Here is a 15,363-nt window from a genome sequence, read left to right as displayed (position 1 = left end):
CCACTTATCGAGCCGTGTATTTAGAAATCAAACAAGTAGTTGGTAATGCTATCACTCAGCCATTGGATCCCCGGATGCTCGGCCATCCCTGAGGCGGTGAATAGACAATAGTCTTCTTGGGTCAAACCATAGGTATGTTTGATCACTGCTAAGCGCTGTTCTCGTAAGTATTGCCGGATCAGCGGCTCAGGCAACACGCCCCACGCTTCTTCTTGTAAGATGGTATTGAGCATATATTCAAAGCTCGAAAAGCCAATGTAGCGGCGTGAGAAAGGTTGAAGCTCGGGATTGTCTTTTTCATTGAGATAGACCATTACCGCTTGCATGGCATTACGCAATTGATCATCACTGACTCGACGCAATCGACTCAACGGGTGCTCACTGTTGCACACCGACATCATGCGAATTTTACCCAGCGGTTGATAGTTGATGCGCGGATCGTCAATCCGCTCGTAGTCTACTCCAAAGGCAAAATCGACTTGTTGCGTTTCAACCAAATTGGCCAGATCACCACTCGAGGCTAACACGAGGTTGAAGGACGTCGCGGTAAAGCGCTTGTTTAGCTGGTGCGCCCAGTCCTGCCAAAGTTGATCGGGGATCGCATCATCACGTGCGATCCACACTTCGGCATTAAAGCCCGCGTTCGCTTGCTCGCACGTACGACGAATACGTGCCGCCGTGACCGATATGCTCTCGAAATCTTTGTACACAGCTTTGCCGATTTCCGACAGGGTTAGACGGTTACCGGTGCGATAAAACAATTCGGCGTTAAGTGATTGTTCTAGCGCTTTAATCGCCATGCTCAATCGTGAACGATTCACATCCAGCTGACGTGCAGCTTCAGACACTGAGCCGGTCTCTGCGACTGCACAAAACGCATCAATTTGGGTTAGATTCATGCCGCCCTCCTCACGCTATCCTACCGGAGTGCGGCAAAGACACAAAGCGCTATTACCGCTTGTCAGCGCTCATGGACGCGCGGCGATTATATATAAATATCATCGACTTGTTGCGTAGCAGAAAGTGCCAAGCACCCTGTGCTTGAAATTCGACAAAATGAAGGGTTTTTATTCGTAATGGAGGATAGATAAGAGTAAACAGAGTGCTATGGTGCCCCGGGCCGGACTTGAACCGGCACAGCGCGAACGCCGAGGGATTTTAAATCCCTTGTGTCTACCAATTCCACCACCAGGGCAACGCAGTTATGCGTGGTAGCACCACAGTCCGCAGGCTGCGCTGCGGATGAGGGTGTACTTTAATGAAATTTAACCTGAGGTCAATAGCCTTTTATTCTTTTTGATTCAGATGGTTGAAAAGCAGACAGACTCAAAAACCTAACATCGCGTTTAACGACTCACGTCGGTTTATAGGCAAATTGGTGTTTCGCCACTTTTTTGAGGAACCCTAATTCCACCATGGTCGACATGTAGCTATGTGGTTTGCGCGTGACTTGATCTTGGATGAGCTGGATCATTCCGGCCTGACATCCTTGATCGTGATAGGCTTCAAGCACTTCGTGCAGCGTCTTTTTATGGATGTCTTCGATCCAAAGCCCCGCCACATCTGCGCCCGCACCAAAGTGTAGCAATGCAATTTCTGGGTCACATTGATGCGCCACACCCACCGAATTATGTAATGCCACCATTTCATGAATGAGATCGGCCTGTTCCGCCGACAAACCCTTCGCCATTGCAAACGCTTGTGCAGCGATGGCGCCTTCGATTTCAAAGGTGTCTTGTTGAGCAACATAATCGGTTAAGCCAATATCATGCAAGATTGCGCCAACAAAGAAGACTTCTTTATCAACGTCTTGCTTCACTTTGTGGCTCATCGCCAAGCCAAACGCGTAGCTACGTAAGGAGTGATTGACTAAAAATTCAGGGCTAAATTGTTTAACCAGCGCTAACGCCTGCTGACAGGCTTGGCTATCGGGGACTGTATAATCCGCCGGTGAAACATAAGGCACGGATGTACGTGTCATGGTCCGCTTGACTCTTTGCACTGCACGGCTCATATCACTTTTGACAAATTGGCACACCATACAAGGTTTGGAGGGTCGAGGTTTCGTCTGTGTTAGCTCACGTTGCATGACGTTTCCTGTCTCGGGTGATACTCCTGCTCGACCAACGGCACTGGGCTGAACATACTATGTTTATGATTGCCGGACACTTTTTATGGCAGCAATCACAGTGACATCCAAGTTATCACCATAATCATGTTTTTTGAAGCCAATAACGACAGGGATCTTAGCCTCACTCAATTCGTTAGCAAGACGTTCAACCATCACGGCCATTTGCTCCTCGGTTTTATTGGCACACAGCATGGTGTAAATATCTTCCCCCAATCGAGCGATATAGCCACCGTCATGTAAGGCACCATTGAGAATCGACACAAACAGGGTGATCATTGCCGTATCCTTTAAGTGCGCTGACTGATTGTGCTGAGAAACATCAATAGCCACCACATGCACGGGTGTACCCACCGAGCGGATATTGCTTTCTTCTTTTTCTAAATATAAAGACCAACCTAATCGATTAAGAAAACCCGTTTCATGGTCTTTTAATTGAGAGGGTAAAAAACTCATTTGTTTTCGCGACAAATCGATATTTTGCAGCTCAAGCTGTAATAGCGTTGAAAGTAATTTTGAGACAAGTTCGATGGTTTCTAAGCCATCAGGCGGAATACGATCGACTGGTTCTGTATCTATCGCACACAAGGTGCCAAATAAGTTACCATCCGAATAGCAAACGGGGATCCCTATGTACGACTTAATAGTCTCGGCGTGGTAAATTGGCGCATTCACATATGCGGGAACACTGTCAACGTCAGGCGCCCAACGCGGCCCTTCGCCCTGCACCATACGGCTGCACATTGAATCGCTCCACCTGAGTGTGGTCAATTCATCAATACCGTATTTGTTACCTTCTACTTGTAAGATGACCCATTGATTTTCATGCTTGCGAGTCATCATCCACGTACCGTAACCAAACTTTTTATTTAAGTATTTGAGTGTATCGCGACTCGCTTTTTCAAAGTGTTCAAAAGGAATTTGGTCTTGCGTGTTGATATGTATCACATCGCGCCTCTTACATTCATTGAATGATTTTTTCTTCCCGCAGATCGGTTTCAATTGCGGTCATCATTGCACTTATTTCGGTAAACACAGCTCTTACTTGTTCAAGGTCGTGACTGCTGTTTTCGATGACTCGGAATAGCTCGCTCAAACGCATCGCCCCACTTGATGCAGATGCACCCTTTGCTCCATGTGCAATCGCTCTTACTTTGTCATCGTCGGCCCCTACAATAGCCTGTTCAAGCGCATTGACATCCGCCGACACACCCTCCCAGAACATGGACAATATGGCGCGCTTCATTTCCTGATCTGAGCTGCCAATGACTTTCTCAAGCTGACTATCATCGATGAGCGGCTCCGTATGAGAGACATCTTCACTGGTCTCAGCCACTGCGGGTTCGCCCTTTCTCAACGCTCGCCCTCTAAGGCGTAATGCCAGTACGCGTTTAAGCGTCTGAAGCTCAACAGGTTTGGAAATATAGTCATCCATCCCCGATTGCAAGCAGTGATCCGCTTCTCCCACAAGTGCATTAGCGGTGATGGCAATAATTAACGTACGCTCGCGATTTTCTTCAGCTTCTAGTCGTCTTATCTCAGCCGCTAATTCAAAGCCATCCATTTCGGGCATATGGCAGTCCGTTAAGAGCATTGCGTACTCTCCTTGGTGCCATTTCTCAAGTGCCTCTTTGCCATCCGATGTCATTTCAAATTGGTAACCAAGCTGTTTTAGCTGCTTGGCGAGAACGAGCTGGTTGGTTGGCTGATCTTCTGCGCATAAAATAGTGCCACACATTTGTGCATCTAATTGACTGCTATAGGCCAAGACATCGCCATTTACCGCTTCATTCCAATCAACATCCGGACTCTCAAGCCCGCACATCACTGCAGCCCCCAGAACAAATTCACTGGGTTTAAGGGGATATCGGTTTAACCGATAAGGTCCTGGATATTTATAGGTGTCATGTCCAGCTAAATCATCTCCAAGCAACAGGCAACGCATGCCTTGATGTCTTTCCAAAATACTTTCATCTGTTGTAACCGCAATCATGGTATCCGGGTTCCAGTTAGCTGGCACCGTGACGTTTGCATCCAGAATCTCACGGGGGTGTAAGCTTTCAAGCAATGCTATACAGGTATTCTCAAGCGGTTCATGGTCGATAAATAAAACAAAAGAAAACGCAGAAAACGGATAACGTCGATTGGTTTCATGGGTTTTGGCGCTACTGGGCGCAGGTACTTGGACTATAAACTCACTGCCTTTACCAAACTCACTCTCGACCCGAATTTCCCCACCCATCATATCGACAAATGACTTGGAGATACTCAGTCCTAGGCCCGTCCCTCCGTATCGCCGCGTGGTGGAACTATCCGCCTGCGTAAAGGGTTTGAACAGTTTATCCATCTGTTCGTGCGTCATGCCAACGCCGGTATCTCGGATACTTAACGTGAGCATCTGACTGTCATGGCTATATGTTGTTTTGACAAAGACATGCCCTCCCTCTGTTTCTTTGCTGGTGAACTTAATGGCGTTACCCAGCAAATTAAGAAGAATTTGGCGCACTCGCACCGGGTCTACCCATATAAAGTCAGGGGTGGCGTAGTCATGTGAGAAAAAGAGTTCGACGCCTTTTTGATCAGCACTCACCCATAGTGCGTCCAAGGTTTTCTCAATTAAGTCGAGCAAATTAACGTCAGTCGGGTCCAACTCCATTTGTCCTGATTCGATTTTGGAAAAATCAAGAATATCGTTGATTATCTCAAGCAATGAGAAAGAAGAGTCTCGAATCGTCGAGACCATTTTAGATTGCTCTGGCTCCAGAGGCGTTTCTTTTAATAAATCCACCATGCCAATGACACCATTCATGGGTGTTCTAATTTCATGGCTCATGGTGGCTAAGAAGCGAGACTTTGCCTCATTGGCATTTCTCGCCATCACTGATTCCTTCTCTAGCTTGGCTTGTGTCTGTCGATCATGCGTAATGTCTAGGTTGATGCCAAATAGAACTTCCCTGCCCACTTGCTCATCTTTCACAACATTGGCTGCCGCTTTTATCCATCGGACTTTGTGAGTCTCAGGGTGAAGTATCCGAAACTCCGAGTTGAAGACATTGCTTTCATTCAATGCCGCTTCCACTTCTTCAATCGCTTTTTGGCGATCGTCGGGATGAATACACGACTTCCAGACCTCATAATTAACCGGCGATTCAGGCGACAGTCCGTAAAGACGATACATATTTTCGTCCCACTTAAGCTCCCCTGTCTTTACGTCCATAGACCAATTGCAGATACCTCCTGCATCAGAGGCTAACTGCATGCCTCTAAGCAGCTCATCTCGCGCCCTTTTTGCTGAGAGCAGCTCGCCTTCTATCGCTTTGCGCTGGCTAATATCTTCCAACGCTGCAATAAAATACCGTGGCGAGCCGTCTTCATCCATCACAGTAGACACCGATACCGTAGCCCATAAGGCTTCACCGCCCTGGGTGATATATTGCTTGTCCATAGAAAACGAGCGGCTTTCCCCTATGGTGAGTTGCGCGACTTGTGCATGACTGGCTGCAAGGTGGTCTGGGTGGGTAATGTCCTGGTAACTAAGCTGTAGCAGCGCCTCTTGGCTATAGCCCAGTATTTCACTCATTCTGTCATTGACCTCAATAAAGTTTCCCTCTAGGTCAACACGACATATCCCCACTGCTGCCTGATCAAAAGCAGTTCGATAAATCACTTCTCTTTCTTTTAACGCATCTTGAAGCCGTCGCTCTCGCTGCTTAACATCTTCTTCAACTGTGATATCTTTAATCACACCGACAAACCCCTGGGTATCCCCAAACCAGGTTTCGCCAACGGATACCTCAATGGGGAATTCACGCCCAGATTTATGCATACCCTGCAGTTTTCGTGGTGTACCAATTAGCTTTTTACTCCCTGTTAACTGATATTGACTTATAAACCCATCGTGATCGGCTTTATACTTGTCTGGCATCAAGATCGAAACATTTTCTCCCACCAGCTCTTCGCGAATGCGCCCAAAGATAAGCTCCAACGAACGGTTAACTTCGAGAATATTACCTTGCGTGTCGATCACCACCATGCCATCAAGTGCGGTGTCAAACACCGTCCTCAAACGCCCTTCGGATTCTTGTAAGTCTTGGGTTCGGCGTTGTATTTCTTGTTCGAGTTTAAATTTAGCCTCATCGTCTACCTGCTTAAACTCCGTAATATCCGACTGCATCCCGATGTAATGGGTCAACGCACCCGCATCATCAAAAATAGGATCGAGGCGTAGATTATTATAAAAAAGCGTGCCGTCTTTTTTATAATTGCGCACCACTACAGAACAAGATAAGGCGTTTTTAAGGGCATACCGGAGGCGTTCAAACTCTGGCTGATCACGATCATCGGCTTGTAAAAATCGGCAGTTTTTTCCTACCACTTCTTTCGAGCTGTAGCCTGTTAAGGTCTCAAACGCTTTATTGGCATAAATAATGGGATAGTCTGCAAGCCTAACATCAGAGACAATGATGCCTGTTGCCGTCGCTTCGATAGCACGACTTTGAATATCCAACTGGAAGCGCTGCTCTTCAGTTTCTCTGATTAAGCTTTCTCGCTCGCTCACAATATCTCGCAGTTTGAGCAGTTCACTGGCCATGATCCCAACTTCATCGCCTCGGTCTCGCTGCGGTAGGGAAAAGTTATGCTCGCCCCGCGCCAATTTTCGCACCGCGGTGCTTAGCTGCCCTAAAGGTTTGAAAACTTGCCGTGATACATAAAAAGCAAGCAGTACAATCAACGACAGCAGCGTGGCAGTCATGATAAAAGAATTTTTATACAGGGTATTGGGCGCAAGCAGCGCCTCTCCAACTTCGACGCGGATCATCGCTGACCAACCCAATCCTGGATAATCATACGCCCCTTCGGTGTGGGCAAATCCTGTGACCTGATCCACTTGTTTTCGATAGTGTGTTGAGATGTTTGATCCCGTTAATCCTGCTACGGCTAATCTCGCCCCTTCGACACCATTCGTCGCCAAGTTTAATTTACCCAGAACTTGAAAGTCCCTTTGATACGTTGCCTCATTTTGCCCTACGGGATCATAATCAACGATAATACGACCGTGGCGGTCTAATAGGGTTAATTCCGCACTGACTAGCCCGCGCTTAGCGAGTAAGTCGTAGCTTTCGGCCACAATGGACTCGACGGTAGAAAAATCGACCACATTGACCCATATACCGACAGCGCGGTTAGCGGTATTACGGATCACAGACGCAAAAATCATGTCGTAGGAGGTAGCATTGGAGCCGAAAATAAAGCGCTCTGGCCCAGTAACATACGTACTATTCGGTTGCTCAGGGTCTAGCGTTTGGCCGTTAAGGATCTCATTAAACCAAACACTGTTCATAATTTGTGCTTGGGAAAGGTCAAGAGGCGCGAGCGATTTACCATGCTTATTTTGATTATTTATCGCCAGTAATTCGCCCTCCATACTGACTATCGCAATGCGACGATAGACTTTGTAATTAGCGATTAACTCGTTAAGATTTCTTACCGTATTGTCATTTACTTGGCGGTTACTCAGACTATCTGATTCAATACTCCCTAGAGACAAAGGAAACGCGCGTGCATCGTGATACCTTTCAAAAAGATTCCTTTCAATCAATCGAATCAGTAGCGCCGCGTCACGCTCGATATTGGTCAGTATACTTTCTTGAAGAAGATCACGGCCTTTCCAAGAGACCACAGTAACAGATGCCAACATTAAACCGCCCAGCATCAGCAAAATAATAGGTAATTTCACAGAGAACTTCATTCACGATTCCCACGCTGAATACTGACTGAACGCCAATCAAATACACTCAATGGTTCTGGTTTGGCGTAGAAGTAGCCTTGCCCAATGTCACATCCCAGTGCTTTAACAAAGTCACACACCTCTTGATTCTCAATCCCCTCCGCCACCACGTTTACCCCCATTGCTTTTGCGAGTTGGATACTTTGCTCCACCACAGCCGCAGATTTAGTATTCGATAAACAATCGAGCACAAAGCGCTTGTCCACTTTCAGCTCATCAAAAGGAATCGAATGCAGCTGGGCAATAGACGAATAGCCTGTGCCAAAATCATCGATAGATAATTTAAACTTCATCATTTTTAAACGCAGCATTTGGGTATCGATGGTCGCTTGATCAGTGGTAAAAGCTGTCTCTGTTAGCTCACAGATAACCTGTTCTGGACGCAATTGATACTTGGCGGTCGTCGCTTGTAACCACTGTGGAAAATTCGGCACCTCCAAGACTTTGGCTGATATATTAAAGGCAAATGATAAAGTGGCGATATCTTGCCCATGTTGATTGATATCTTGGTACGCGCACTCAATAACACGCTTGGTCAGATCGGTTATGCTCTCGATATGCTTTTCTGCGGTGGGGATAAACAGGTCAGGAAAAACCATGCTTTCATCAGGCTTGAACAACCGTGCCAACACCTCAAACCCTTTGAGGCGGCCTGATGACAAAGAAATTTGCGGCTGGAAAAAAGCCCTTAACCCGCCTTTGTCTATGTATCCTTTTAATAACTTGGCGGTGAGCGGTGGTAGTGCATGCGGCGCATGGTTAGCCTCTATGTCTAGTACCCGTTCACTGGCGGCCAGCAGTCGTTTCACTGTTGCAAATGAAAGCGGCTTAGCCACACATTCGATAATATTCAGTTGATAAAGACGCGCCAAATTGGCGGTTGAGGCCAGCACTTCCTCTTCCTCACCACTCATTAATACGATGGCGCCTTGATAGGCTTGTGTATCTAGAAACTTAAGCACCTCAAACCCATCTTCAATGGGCATATTGAGATCGCAAAATACGCATTGAATCGAGTGAGTGTTTAGGAGTTTTTTCGCTTCGCGTCCGTTCTCAGCCTGATAAACATTTGTAAAACCAAGGTTTTGAAGACATAAAAATAGGGTATGCCGAACCACTTTCTGATCATCAACAACCAGTATTCCCTGTTGGAAGTCACTCACTCACGGACCCTCTTCGCCCTCTGGAAAAGCAAATGCCTCAAGGTTCACCACCTCGTGCCTACTTTAGTACTATAGACTAACCATAGCGTATGCACTTGAGTGACATCCCTTTATACGACTAAAGTCGAGTGACGTGTGGAAAAGGGTAAGAGAAGAACGTTGAGCGTAAATTCACTCGCCGATGTCGTTGAGAATCGCTTTCACAAACGGCGCTTTATGTTTTACGTAGCTGTCTTGCTCGTTAACGCCTGCTTTTAAAATAGTGCGCTTTTTTTCTTCGTACTCAGCGCGCACATCAGGGTTATCGAGTAGATACTGTTTGTACGCAATTTGGCGATGATGCTCATCACTATCTTTTTCAATCACGTGGGCGTGCACCAGAAAACGCTCACCTTGATAAATTACAGAGGCATCTTTACGAGGGCGGTGTGCCGGAAATGGCTGCTTGCTGTGCTGATCTTGGAAGCCTAGTGCATAGAGGTGAGTGACAGCATCATCGCGCTCGCCAGGACGATAGAGAATGGATAAATCAATAATCCCCTTGCCTCCTACTTTCGCTGACGTGGAGCCAAAATGCAGTACCTCAATATGAGGTGTGGAGATATGATCAGACAGGGCTTGGGCAACGTCTAAGTAAATGGGACGCCAAGGAGAAAAGCTGGCATCGACTAAGTGGTAGGGCTCGAGCGTGATCATGTCGCACCTTAGTTGGAAAGAGGAATGCTGGTAAATACGAGTGACTAGCCAGGCGCAGCCTATTAACCCGTCACCAAATTAGGTGTTTATCGTACCAGCAGTTCCTATCCAAACAAATCACATCACTGCGCTAAACACCTTCCGCGAATTGAGGGTTCGAGCCGTATTGGTTGCTATTTTGATCCCCTTCTAGCGCACAAAGTACCAGCAGTACAATCATTCCGATAATAGGGATAAGTGAAATCAGCAGCCACCATGCGGAACGTCCCGTATCATGCAAACGTCTTGATGTGACAGCCAAGGTTGGCAGCAGTACCGCCAACGAATAGATGATGCTCAACAAGACCAATCCCGTTGCCTCAGCCACAATATTCAATGCCACTGAAATACAAAAGTTAATCAAGAAAAACATCCAATATTCTCGACGATGGGCGCGCCCTGAAAAAGTGACATAATTGCGAAGTACTTTTAAATACCATTCCATACGTAAACCTATTTTTTGAGAGAAGTGTTCGCACATATCATAGAACGGACTATCGCGTCAGTACTATTTCAGTGATAAGACATCCGACCGCTTTATCATCAGCTTGGGAGCCTTATCACTGATTTCTTACACAATAGAGGGCAGTTAGCTTTGCAAACCCGCAGCGTGCATCAAAAGCCTAAACAACCAAGAGACACTCCCCAGTGCCGCCACACTGGCTATCCAGATAACAATTAACCAGAGCCAGCGCTGGCAAGCAGGTTTTGTGGTGCCAGCCATTAGTGGTACGCCTCATCCGGATTTACCTTGCCACTAAAGACGCGGTAGCTCCAATAGGTGTACATCAAAATAACCGGGATGATAAACACCGCGCCAATCAGCATAAATTGCATGCTTTGTTGTGGTGAGGCCGCCTGCCATATTGTGATGCTGGGCGGAATGATATGCGGCCAAATACTAATGCCGAGGCCAATAAACCCGAGTAAGGTGACACACAACGCCATGATAAATGGACGCTGGTGAGGGTGATCAGGGCGGGTACGCCAGAGGCGGAGCAAACAAAAAGCCGTCAATAAAGGAATCGGAGAGAGCATTAGCAGATTTGGCAGACTAAACCAACGGTCGGCAATCCCCGGATACGCGAATGGCGTCCAGACACTGACTATCGAAATACTTACCGCCATCAGCACAACCAGTCGACGACTCAAGTGGTACATACGCATTTGCAATGTATGCTCCGTTTTCATGATCAGCCAAGTGGCCCCCAATAAACCGTACGCAATGATCAGTCCTATGCCGCAAAAGAGAGGAAACGGTGCCAACCAATCGAGGCCGCCACCAGCAAAAGCACGTCCTTCAACTGGAAATCCTTCAATCACCGCACCCACTGTCACCCCTTGGAAAAAAGTGGCAAAAATCGACCCCGCCATAAAAGCGGTATCCCAAAAGCCATGATGCCCGGGCAACGCTTTGAACCGGAACTCAAACGCCACACCACGAAAAATAAGCGCCACCAACATCAAAGTGAGCGGGATTGTCAACGCATCAACAATCACGGCATACGCCAAGGGAAAAGCACCAAATAATGCCGCTCCACCCAGGACTAACCAGGTTTCATTGCCATCCCATACCGGCGCGACACTGTTGACCATCAAGTCGCGCTCTTCGCGCTCAGTAATAAACGGCATCAGGATTCCGATCCCCAAGTCAAACCCGTCCATCACGATGTACATTAAAGTGGCAAACACGATGATGCCAAACCAAATCATTGCTAAATCCATGTTTCCCCCTTACACACGGCCAGAGACAGTTAACGGTTCATGCAGCGTCTCATCATGCTGATCCGGACCTAGTTTAATTTGATGGATCATATAGATGTACCCCAACCCAAAGACCAAGCCGTACACCACAAAGAAACTGAGCAAGCTAATACTCATGTGCAAGTCACCGTGGGCAGACACCGCGTCTTGGGTACGTAAAAGGCCATGCACTACCCAAGGCTGGCGCCCTACCTCAGTGGTTACCCAGCCAGCTAGAATCGCGACCAACCCCGCCGGCCCCATATAGAAAGCAAAACGGAGCAGCCCTTGGTGTTCAAACAGGCGTCCTTTATAGCGCTGCCACGCCGCCACTAGTCCAAGTGTGATCATCAATAGCCCTAAGCCCACCATCAGACGAAACGCCCAGAAGACCACGGGCGAATTGGGTCTGTCTTCCGCAGGGAATTCCTTTAGCGCTGGGATTTGCTCGGTCAAACTGTGTTTTAAGATCAGACTCCCCAAATAGGGAATTTCTACTTTGTAGCGGGTGGTTTCCGCTTCCATATCCGGTAAACCAAACAAAATAAGCGGCGTGGGCTCGCCATGGCTGTTGTCCCAATGCCCTTCCATCGCTGCTATTTTGGCAGGTTGATATTCCAAGGTGTTCAGGCCATGTAAATCACCAATAAACGCTTGAATAGGCGCGGTGAATAACAGCATCCACATCGACATCGAAAACATCCGCTTCACGGCTGGGCTGCGCTGTCCTTTGAGCAGGTGCCACGCCGCCGACGCACCAACGAATAAGGCACTGGATAAAAACGCCGCGACTACCATGTGCGCTAAGCGATAAGGGAAAGAGGGATTAAACACCACCGCGAACCAATCTACAGGTACCACTTGACCATTGACCACTTCATGCCCTTGTGGCGTATGCATCCAACTGTTGGAGGCTAAAATCCAAAAGGCAGAGATCACGGTGCCCAGCGCGACCATGGACGTGGCGAAAAAGTGCAAGCGATCACCGACACGTTGCCAACCAAACAGCATCACACCAAGAAATCCGGCTTCTAAAAAGAACGCCGTAAGTACCTCATAAGTCAGCAGCGGGCCGGTAATACTGCCCGCAAACTCGGAAAAACCACTCCAGTTGGTGCCGAATTGGTATGCCATTACCAACCCAGACACCACGCCCATCCCGAAGTTGACCGCAAAAATTTTCGACCAGAAAAGGTAGAGGGTTTTGTACTCCTGCTCACGGGTTTTAAGCCATAGCCCCTCAAGCACCGCAAGATAACAGGCAAGACCAATAGTAATCGCAGGAAAAATAATGTGAAAAGAAACCGTAAACGCGAATTGAATACGGGCCAACATAAAGGCATCAAGACCGAACATACGTGAAGTCCACTTTAGTGATTAGACCAACGCGCATGGTAGAAGCCCATTATTGATGTGCCCATATACAGACGGGCGAGATTAATCTATAACAGTTTGATATTTTCAGTGTTATAGTCTGGTTCACTTAGCAGCGATTATGGTAGGAAGATGTCTAAGTATCAGCAGCTTAGCGAGCAGATCAAACAACAAATTCAAGCCGGCATTTGGCATGTGGGAGAAAAGCTTCCCTCGCTGAGAAAACAGGCCGCCTATTCAGGGTTGAGTGTCATGACGGTACTCCAAGCCTACCAACTGCTAGAAAGCCAAGGGTGGATTGTTTCTCAGTCTCGCTCAGGTTACCGCGTCGCTCCCCATGCCGAACTCGACGATAACAAGCCAGACAGTGCGATTCATCCTGCAGAATCTGTCGATATCAATGACTATATTTTCGATGTCTTGCAAGCCAGTCGCTCGCCCGGCATGGCAAGCTATGGGCATGCCTATGTCGATCCCCTGCTCGCCCCTCGCCATCAAGTAAACCGCTCGCTCACTACCGCCGTTCGCTTTATGTCAATTCATAGCGTGGTCGACAACCTTCCCCCGGGTAATGCCCAACTGCGTCACCTGATTGCCCAACGCTATGCGGCCCAAGGTATGCAGGTTTCTCCCGATGAAATCGTAATCACCGCGGGTGGTTTGGATGCGCTTAACCTGAGCTTACGCGCAGTCACGAAACCTGGCGATTGGGTCGCTGTTGAAAGCCCCGCGTTTTACGGTGCGCTACAAGCCCTTGAAAACCGGGGACTCAAAGCGATGGCGATCCGAACACATCCGACGGAAGGGATTGACCTCGATGCGCTCGAACGCGCCTTGCAAACCCATCCAGTCCGCGCTTGTTGGCTGATGAGCAATCATCAAAATCCGTTGGGATATTCGCTGTCAGACGAGAAAAAAGCACGCCTTGCCGAGTTAATTCATCGTTATCAGGTGTACTTAATCGAGGACGATGTCTATGGCGAGCTCTATGATGGCGAACACAAACCGCACCCTACTAAAGCGTTCGATAACAGCGGTCATGTTTTGCACTGCTCGTCTTTTTCAAAAACCTTGGTCGATGCCTTTCGCCTTGGTTGGGTGGCAGCCGGTGATCAAGCCCAGAAACTACAAAAGCTGCAGCTAATGAGCACAGTGACCACCAGCGTCCCCATTCAGCTTGCCGTCGCGCATTATCTTCATAACCGCAACTATGAACATCACTTAAAGCAACTGCGCCACACGCTTGCCGAGCGAAAGCGAGTGACATATCAATTCCTTGTCGATCATTTACCCCAAGGTGTGGATGTCGTTAACAGCCCAGGCGGATACTTTTTATGGATCACCTTGCCCAAGGGCTGTGATACTACTGCGCTGTACCACCTTGCGCTCAAACACCATATCAGTATCGCGCCAGGCAATATGTTTGCGACGCACGCACAGTTTGCCCATTGCTTTCGGTTGAATGCCTCTTACCCGCTCGATCATGCACATAAAAATGCACTGGCAACCTTATGTGATTTGATTGCACAGCACATTCAAAGCTTGGTAATGCGCTAGGACTGGTTTAGTAACCAAGTAAGGATGGCTTTCCGCGAGGTAGCAGTCGCCTGCTGATACCAATATCCCATCATCTGCAAAGGCTGACTCTGGGTGGTAGGCATCACTCCGCTACCGTCACGATGCGCAAACGCCCAATCCGCAAAAGCTCGTCGGTCGGCGTCACTCGCTTTCTGATACCAGTAGTCCACCATTTCTTCTGGTTTCTCTTTCGTGTCTTTCACTGGGGCTGTCTGACTAGAGGATACAGTGGACTGGCTTTGCCCCAATACTCGCGAAGCCTCATCGTTGACCGCAATAAAGTAAGCATTGGGAATCGATAATTGCACCCGGTTCCCTCCTCCGGCACTACTCAAGGTATAGGTAACTTGTGATTCCGGCCAAGTGGTGGCAGTGTCTGGCGATAGCGGGAATGATACATATTGCGTCGTCACACAGTGTTCTGTACACGTCTCCGACGTCACTTGGGTGTTTTCAAGAGGGAACGTCTCACCTTTAATGGTGACGGTTTCATATTCTTGATAATTCTTAAAATATGAGACCTCAGTCATTAGTTTGGAGGGAGCTACGTCTGGCCCTGCTGACTTATCAACCGGGTAATTCGCCACATAATTAGCATTTGCTTTAACGACATTCGCCCCAGACAAGACCTGAATGTCTGGCGTGATCGATTTCGTCACCACCTGCACATAGTGGCGACGTTCTTTCACTGAACTCGCGACATCATCAAACTGGCTCGACGAATCAAAGCTAGTACAACCGACAATGAGTAGACAACTAGATGCGGTCACAAGACGGAAAGATGCTTTCATACAGCCCCCTCACAGGAAGTTAAAAAAACCGGCCATCCTGGCCGGCAAAAAAGAATAGAAAGG

Annotated in this window: 12 protein-coding genes and 1 tRNA gene; 1 reads left to right on the top strand and 12 read right to left on the bottom strand. The window is 48.0% G+C overall.

What is annotated here, in order from left to right; genetic code table 11:
• Positions 1 to 20: 20 nt before the first annotated feature.
• From N8M53_RS05360 to N8M53_RS05310, 11 genes are all read right to left on the bottom strand, one after another.
• Positions 21 to 899 (bottom strand): LysR family transcriptional regulator, encoded by an 879-nt coding sequence (locus tag N8M53_RS05360; RefSeq protein WP_069590163.1) that lies wholly within the window; start codon positions 897 to 899, stop codon positions 21 to 23.
• Between the two features lie 209 nt (positions 900 to 1,108).
• Positions 1,109 to 1,195, bottom strand: a tRNA-Leu gene (locus N8M53_RS05355).
• Positions 1,196 to 1,354: 159 nt separating this feature from the next.
• Complete coding sequence (locus N8M53_RS05350) at positions 1,355 to 1,981, bottom strand: HD domain-containing protein (RefSeq protein WP_269579756.1); 627 nt, start codon at positions 1,979 to 1,981, stop codon at positions 1,355 to 1,357.
• Positions 1,982 to 2,152: 171 nt separating this feature from the next.
• Positions 2,153 to 3,076, bottom strand: coding sequence for a GAF domain-containing protein (locus N8M53_RS05345; RefSeq protein ID WP_269579755.1), 924 nt, complete (start codon positions 3,074 to 3,076; stop codon positions 2,153 to 2,155).
• A 16-nt stretch (positions 3,077 to 3,092) separates the two neighbouring features.
• Entirely contained in the window at positions 3,093 to 7,877 is a 4,785-nt protein-coding gene (locus N8M53_RS05340) for a PAS domain S-box protein (RefSeq protein WP_269579754.1), read from the bottom strand.
• The gene (locus N8M53_RS05335) at positions 7,874 to 9,079 is read right to left on the bottom strand and encodes an EAL domain-containing protein (protein ID WP_269579753.1); all 1,206 of its coding nucleotides are present in this window, start codon (positions 9,077 to 9,079) and stop codon (positions 7,874 to 7,876) included. The genes N8M53_RS05340 and N8M53_RS05335 overlap by 4 nt, the downstream gene beginning before the upstream one ends.
• Before the next feature lie 171 nt (positions 9,080 to 9,250).
• Entirely contained in the window at positions 9,251 to 9,775 is a 525-nt protein-coding gene (locus N8M53_RS05330) for a GrpB family protein (protein WP_269579752.1), read from the bottom strand.
• A gap of 130 nt (positions 9,776 to 9,905) precedes the next feature.
• Positions 9,906 to 10,259, bottom strand: a complete 354-nt coding sequence (locus N8M53_RS05325; protein ID WP_269579751.1) for a DUF805 domain-containing protein — start codon at positions 10,257 to 10,259, stop codon at positions 9,906 to 9,908.
• A gap of 144 nt (positions 10,260 to 10,403) precedes the next feature.
• Entirely contained in the window at positions 10,404 to 10,538 is a 135-nt protein-coding gene (locus N8M53_RS05320; RefSeq protein ID WP_269579750.1) for a DUF2474 domain-containing protein, read from the bottom strand.
• Entirely contained in the window at positions 10,538 to 11,539 is a 1,002-nt protein-coding gene (gene cydB / locus N8M53_RS05315) for a cytochrome d ubiquinol oxidase subunit II (protein WP_269579749.1), read from the bottom strand. Before cydB ends, N8M53_RS05320 begins: the two co-directional genes overlap by 1 nt.
• 9 nt (positions 11,540 to 11,548) lie before the next feature.
• Complete coding sequence (locus tag N8M53_RS05310; protein WP_269579748.1) at positions 11,549 to 12,913, bottom strand: cytochrome ubiquinol oxidase subunit I; 1,365 nt, start codon at positions 12,911 to 12,913, stop codon at positions 11,549 to 11,551.
• Between the two features lie 150 nt (positions 12,914 to 13,063).
• On the opposite strand from N8M53_RS05310, the gene N8M53_RS05305 reads away from it, so the two are divergent.
• The gene (locus N8M53_RS05305; RefSeq protein ID WP_269579747.1) at positions 13,064 to 14,488 is read left to right on the top strand and encodes a PLP-dependent aminotransferase family protein; all 1,425 of its coding nucleotides are present in this window, start codon (positions 13,064 to 13,066) and stop codon (positions 14,486 to 14,488) included.
• Here the strand turns inward: N8M53_RS05305 and N8M53_RS05300 are convergent.
• Positions 14,485 to 15,300 (bottom strand): DUF2057 family protein, encoded by an 816-nt coding sequence (locus N8M53_RS05300; protein WP_269579746.1) that lies wholly within the window; start codon positions 15,298 to 15,300, stop codon positions 14,485 to 14,487. The two genes, N8M53_RS05305 and N8M53_RS05300, sit on opposite strands and share 4 nt — an antisense overlap.
• Positions 15,301 to 15,363 lie beyond the last annotated feature (63 nt).

This window comes from Salinivibrio kushneri (assembly GCF_027286325.1).
In the GTDB taxonomy this organism is placed as follows: Bacteria; Pseudomonadota; Gammaproteobacteria; order Enterobacterales; family Vibrionaceae; genus Salinivibrio; species Salinivibrio kushneri_A.
The sequence above is the reverse complement of the archived record's forward strand: the minus strand, read 5'-3'. Positions and strand labels throughout refer to the sequence as shown.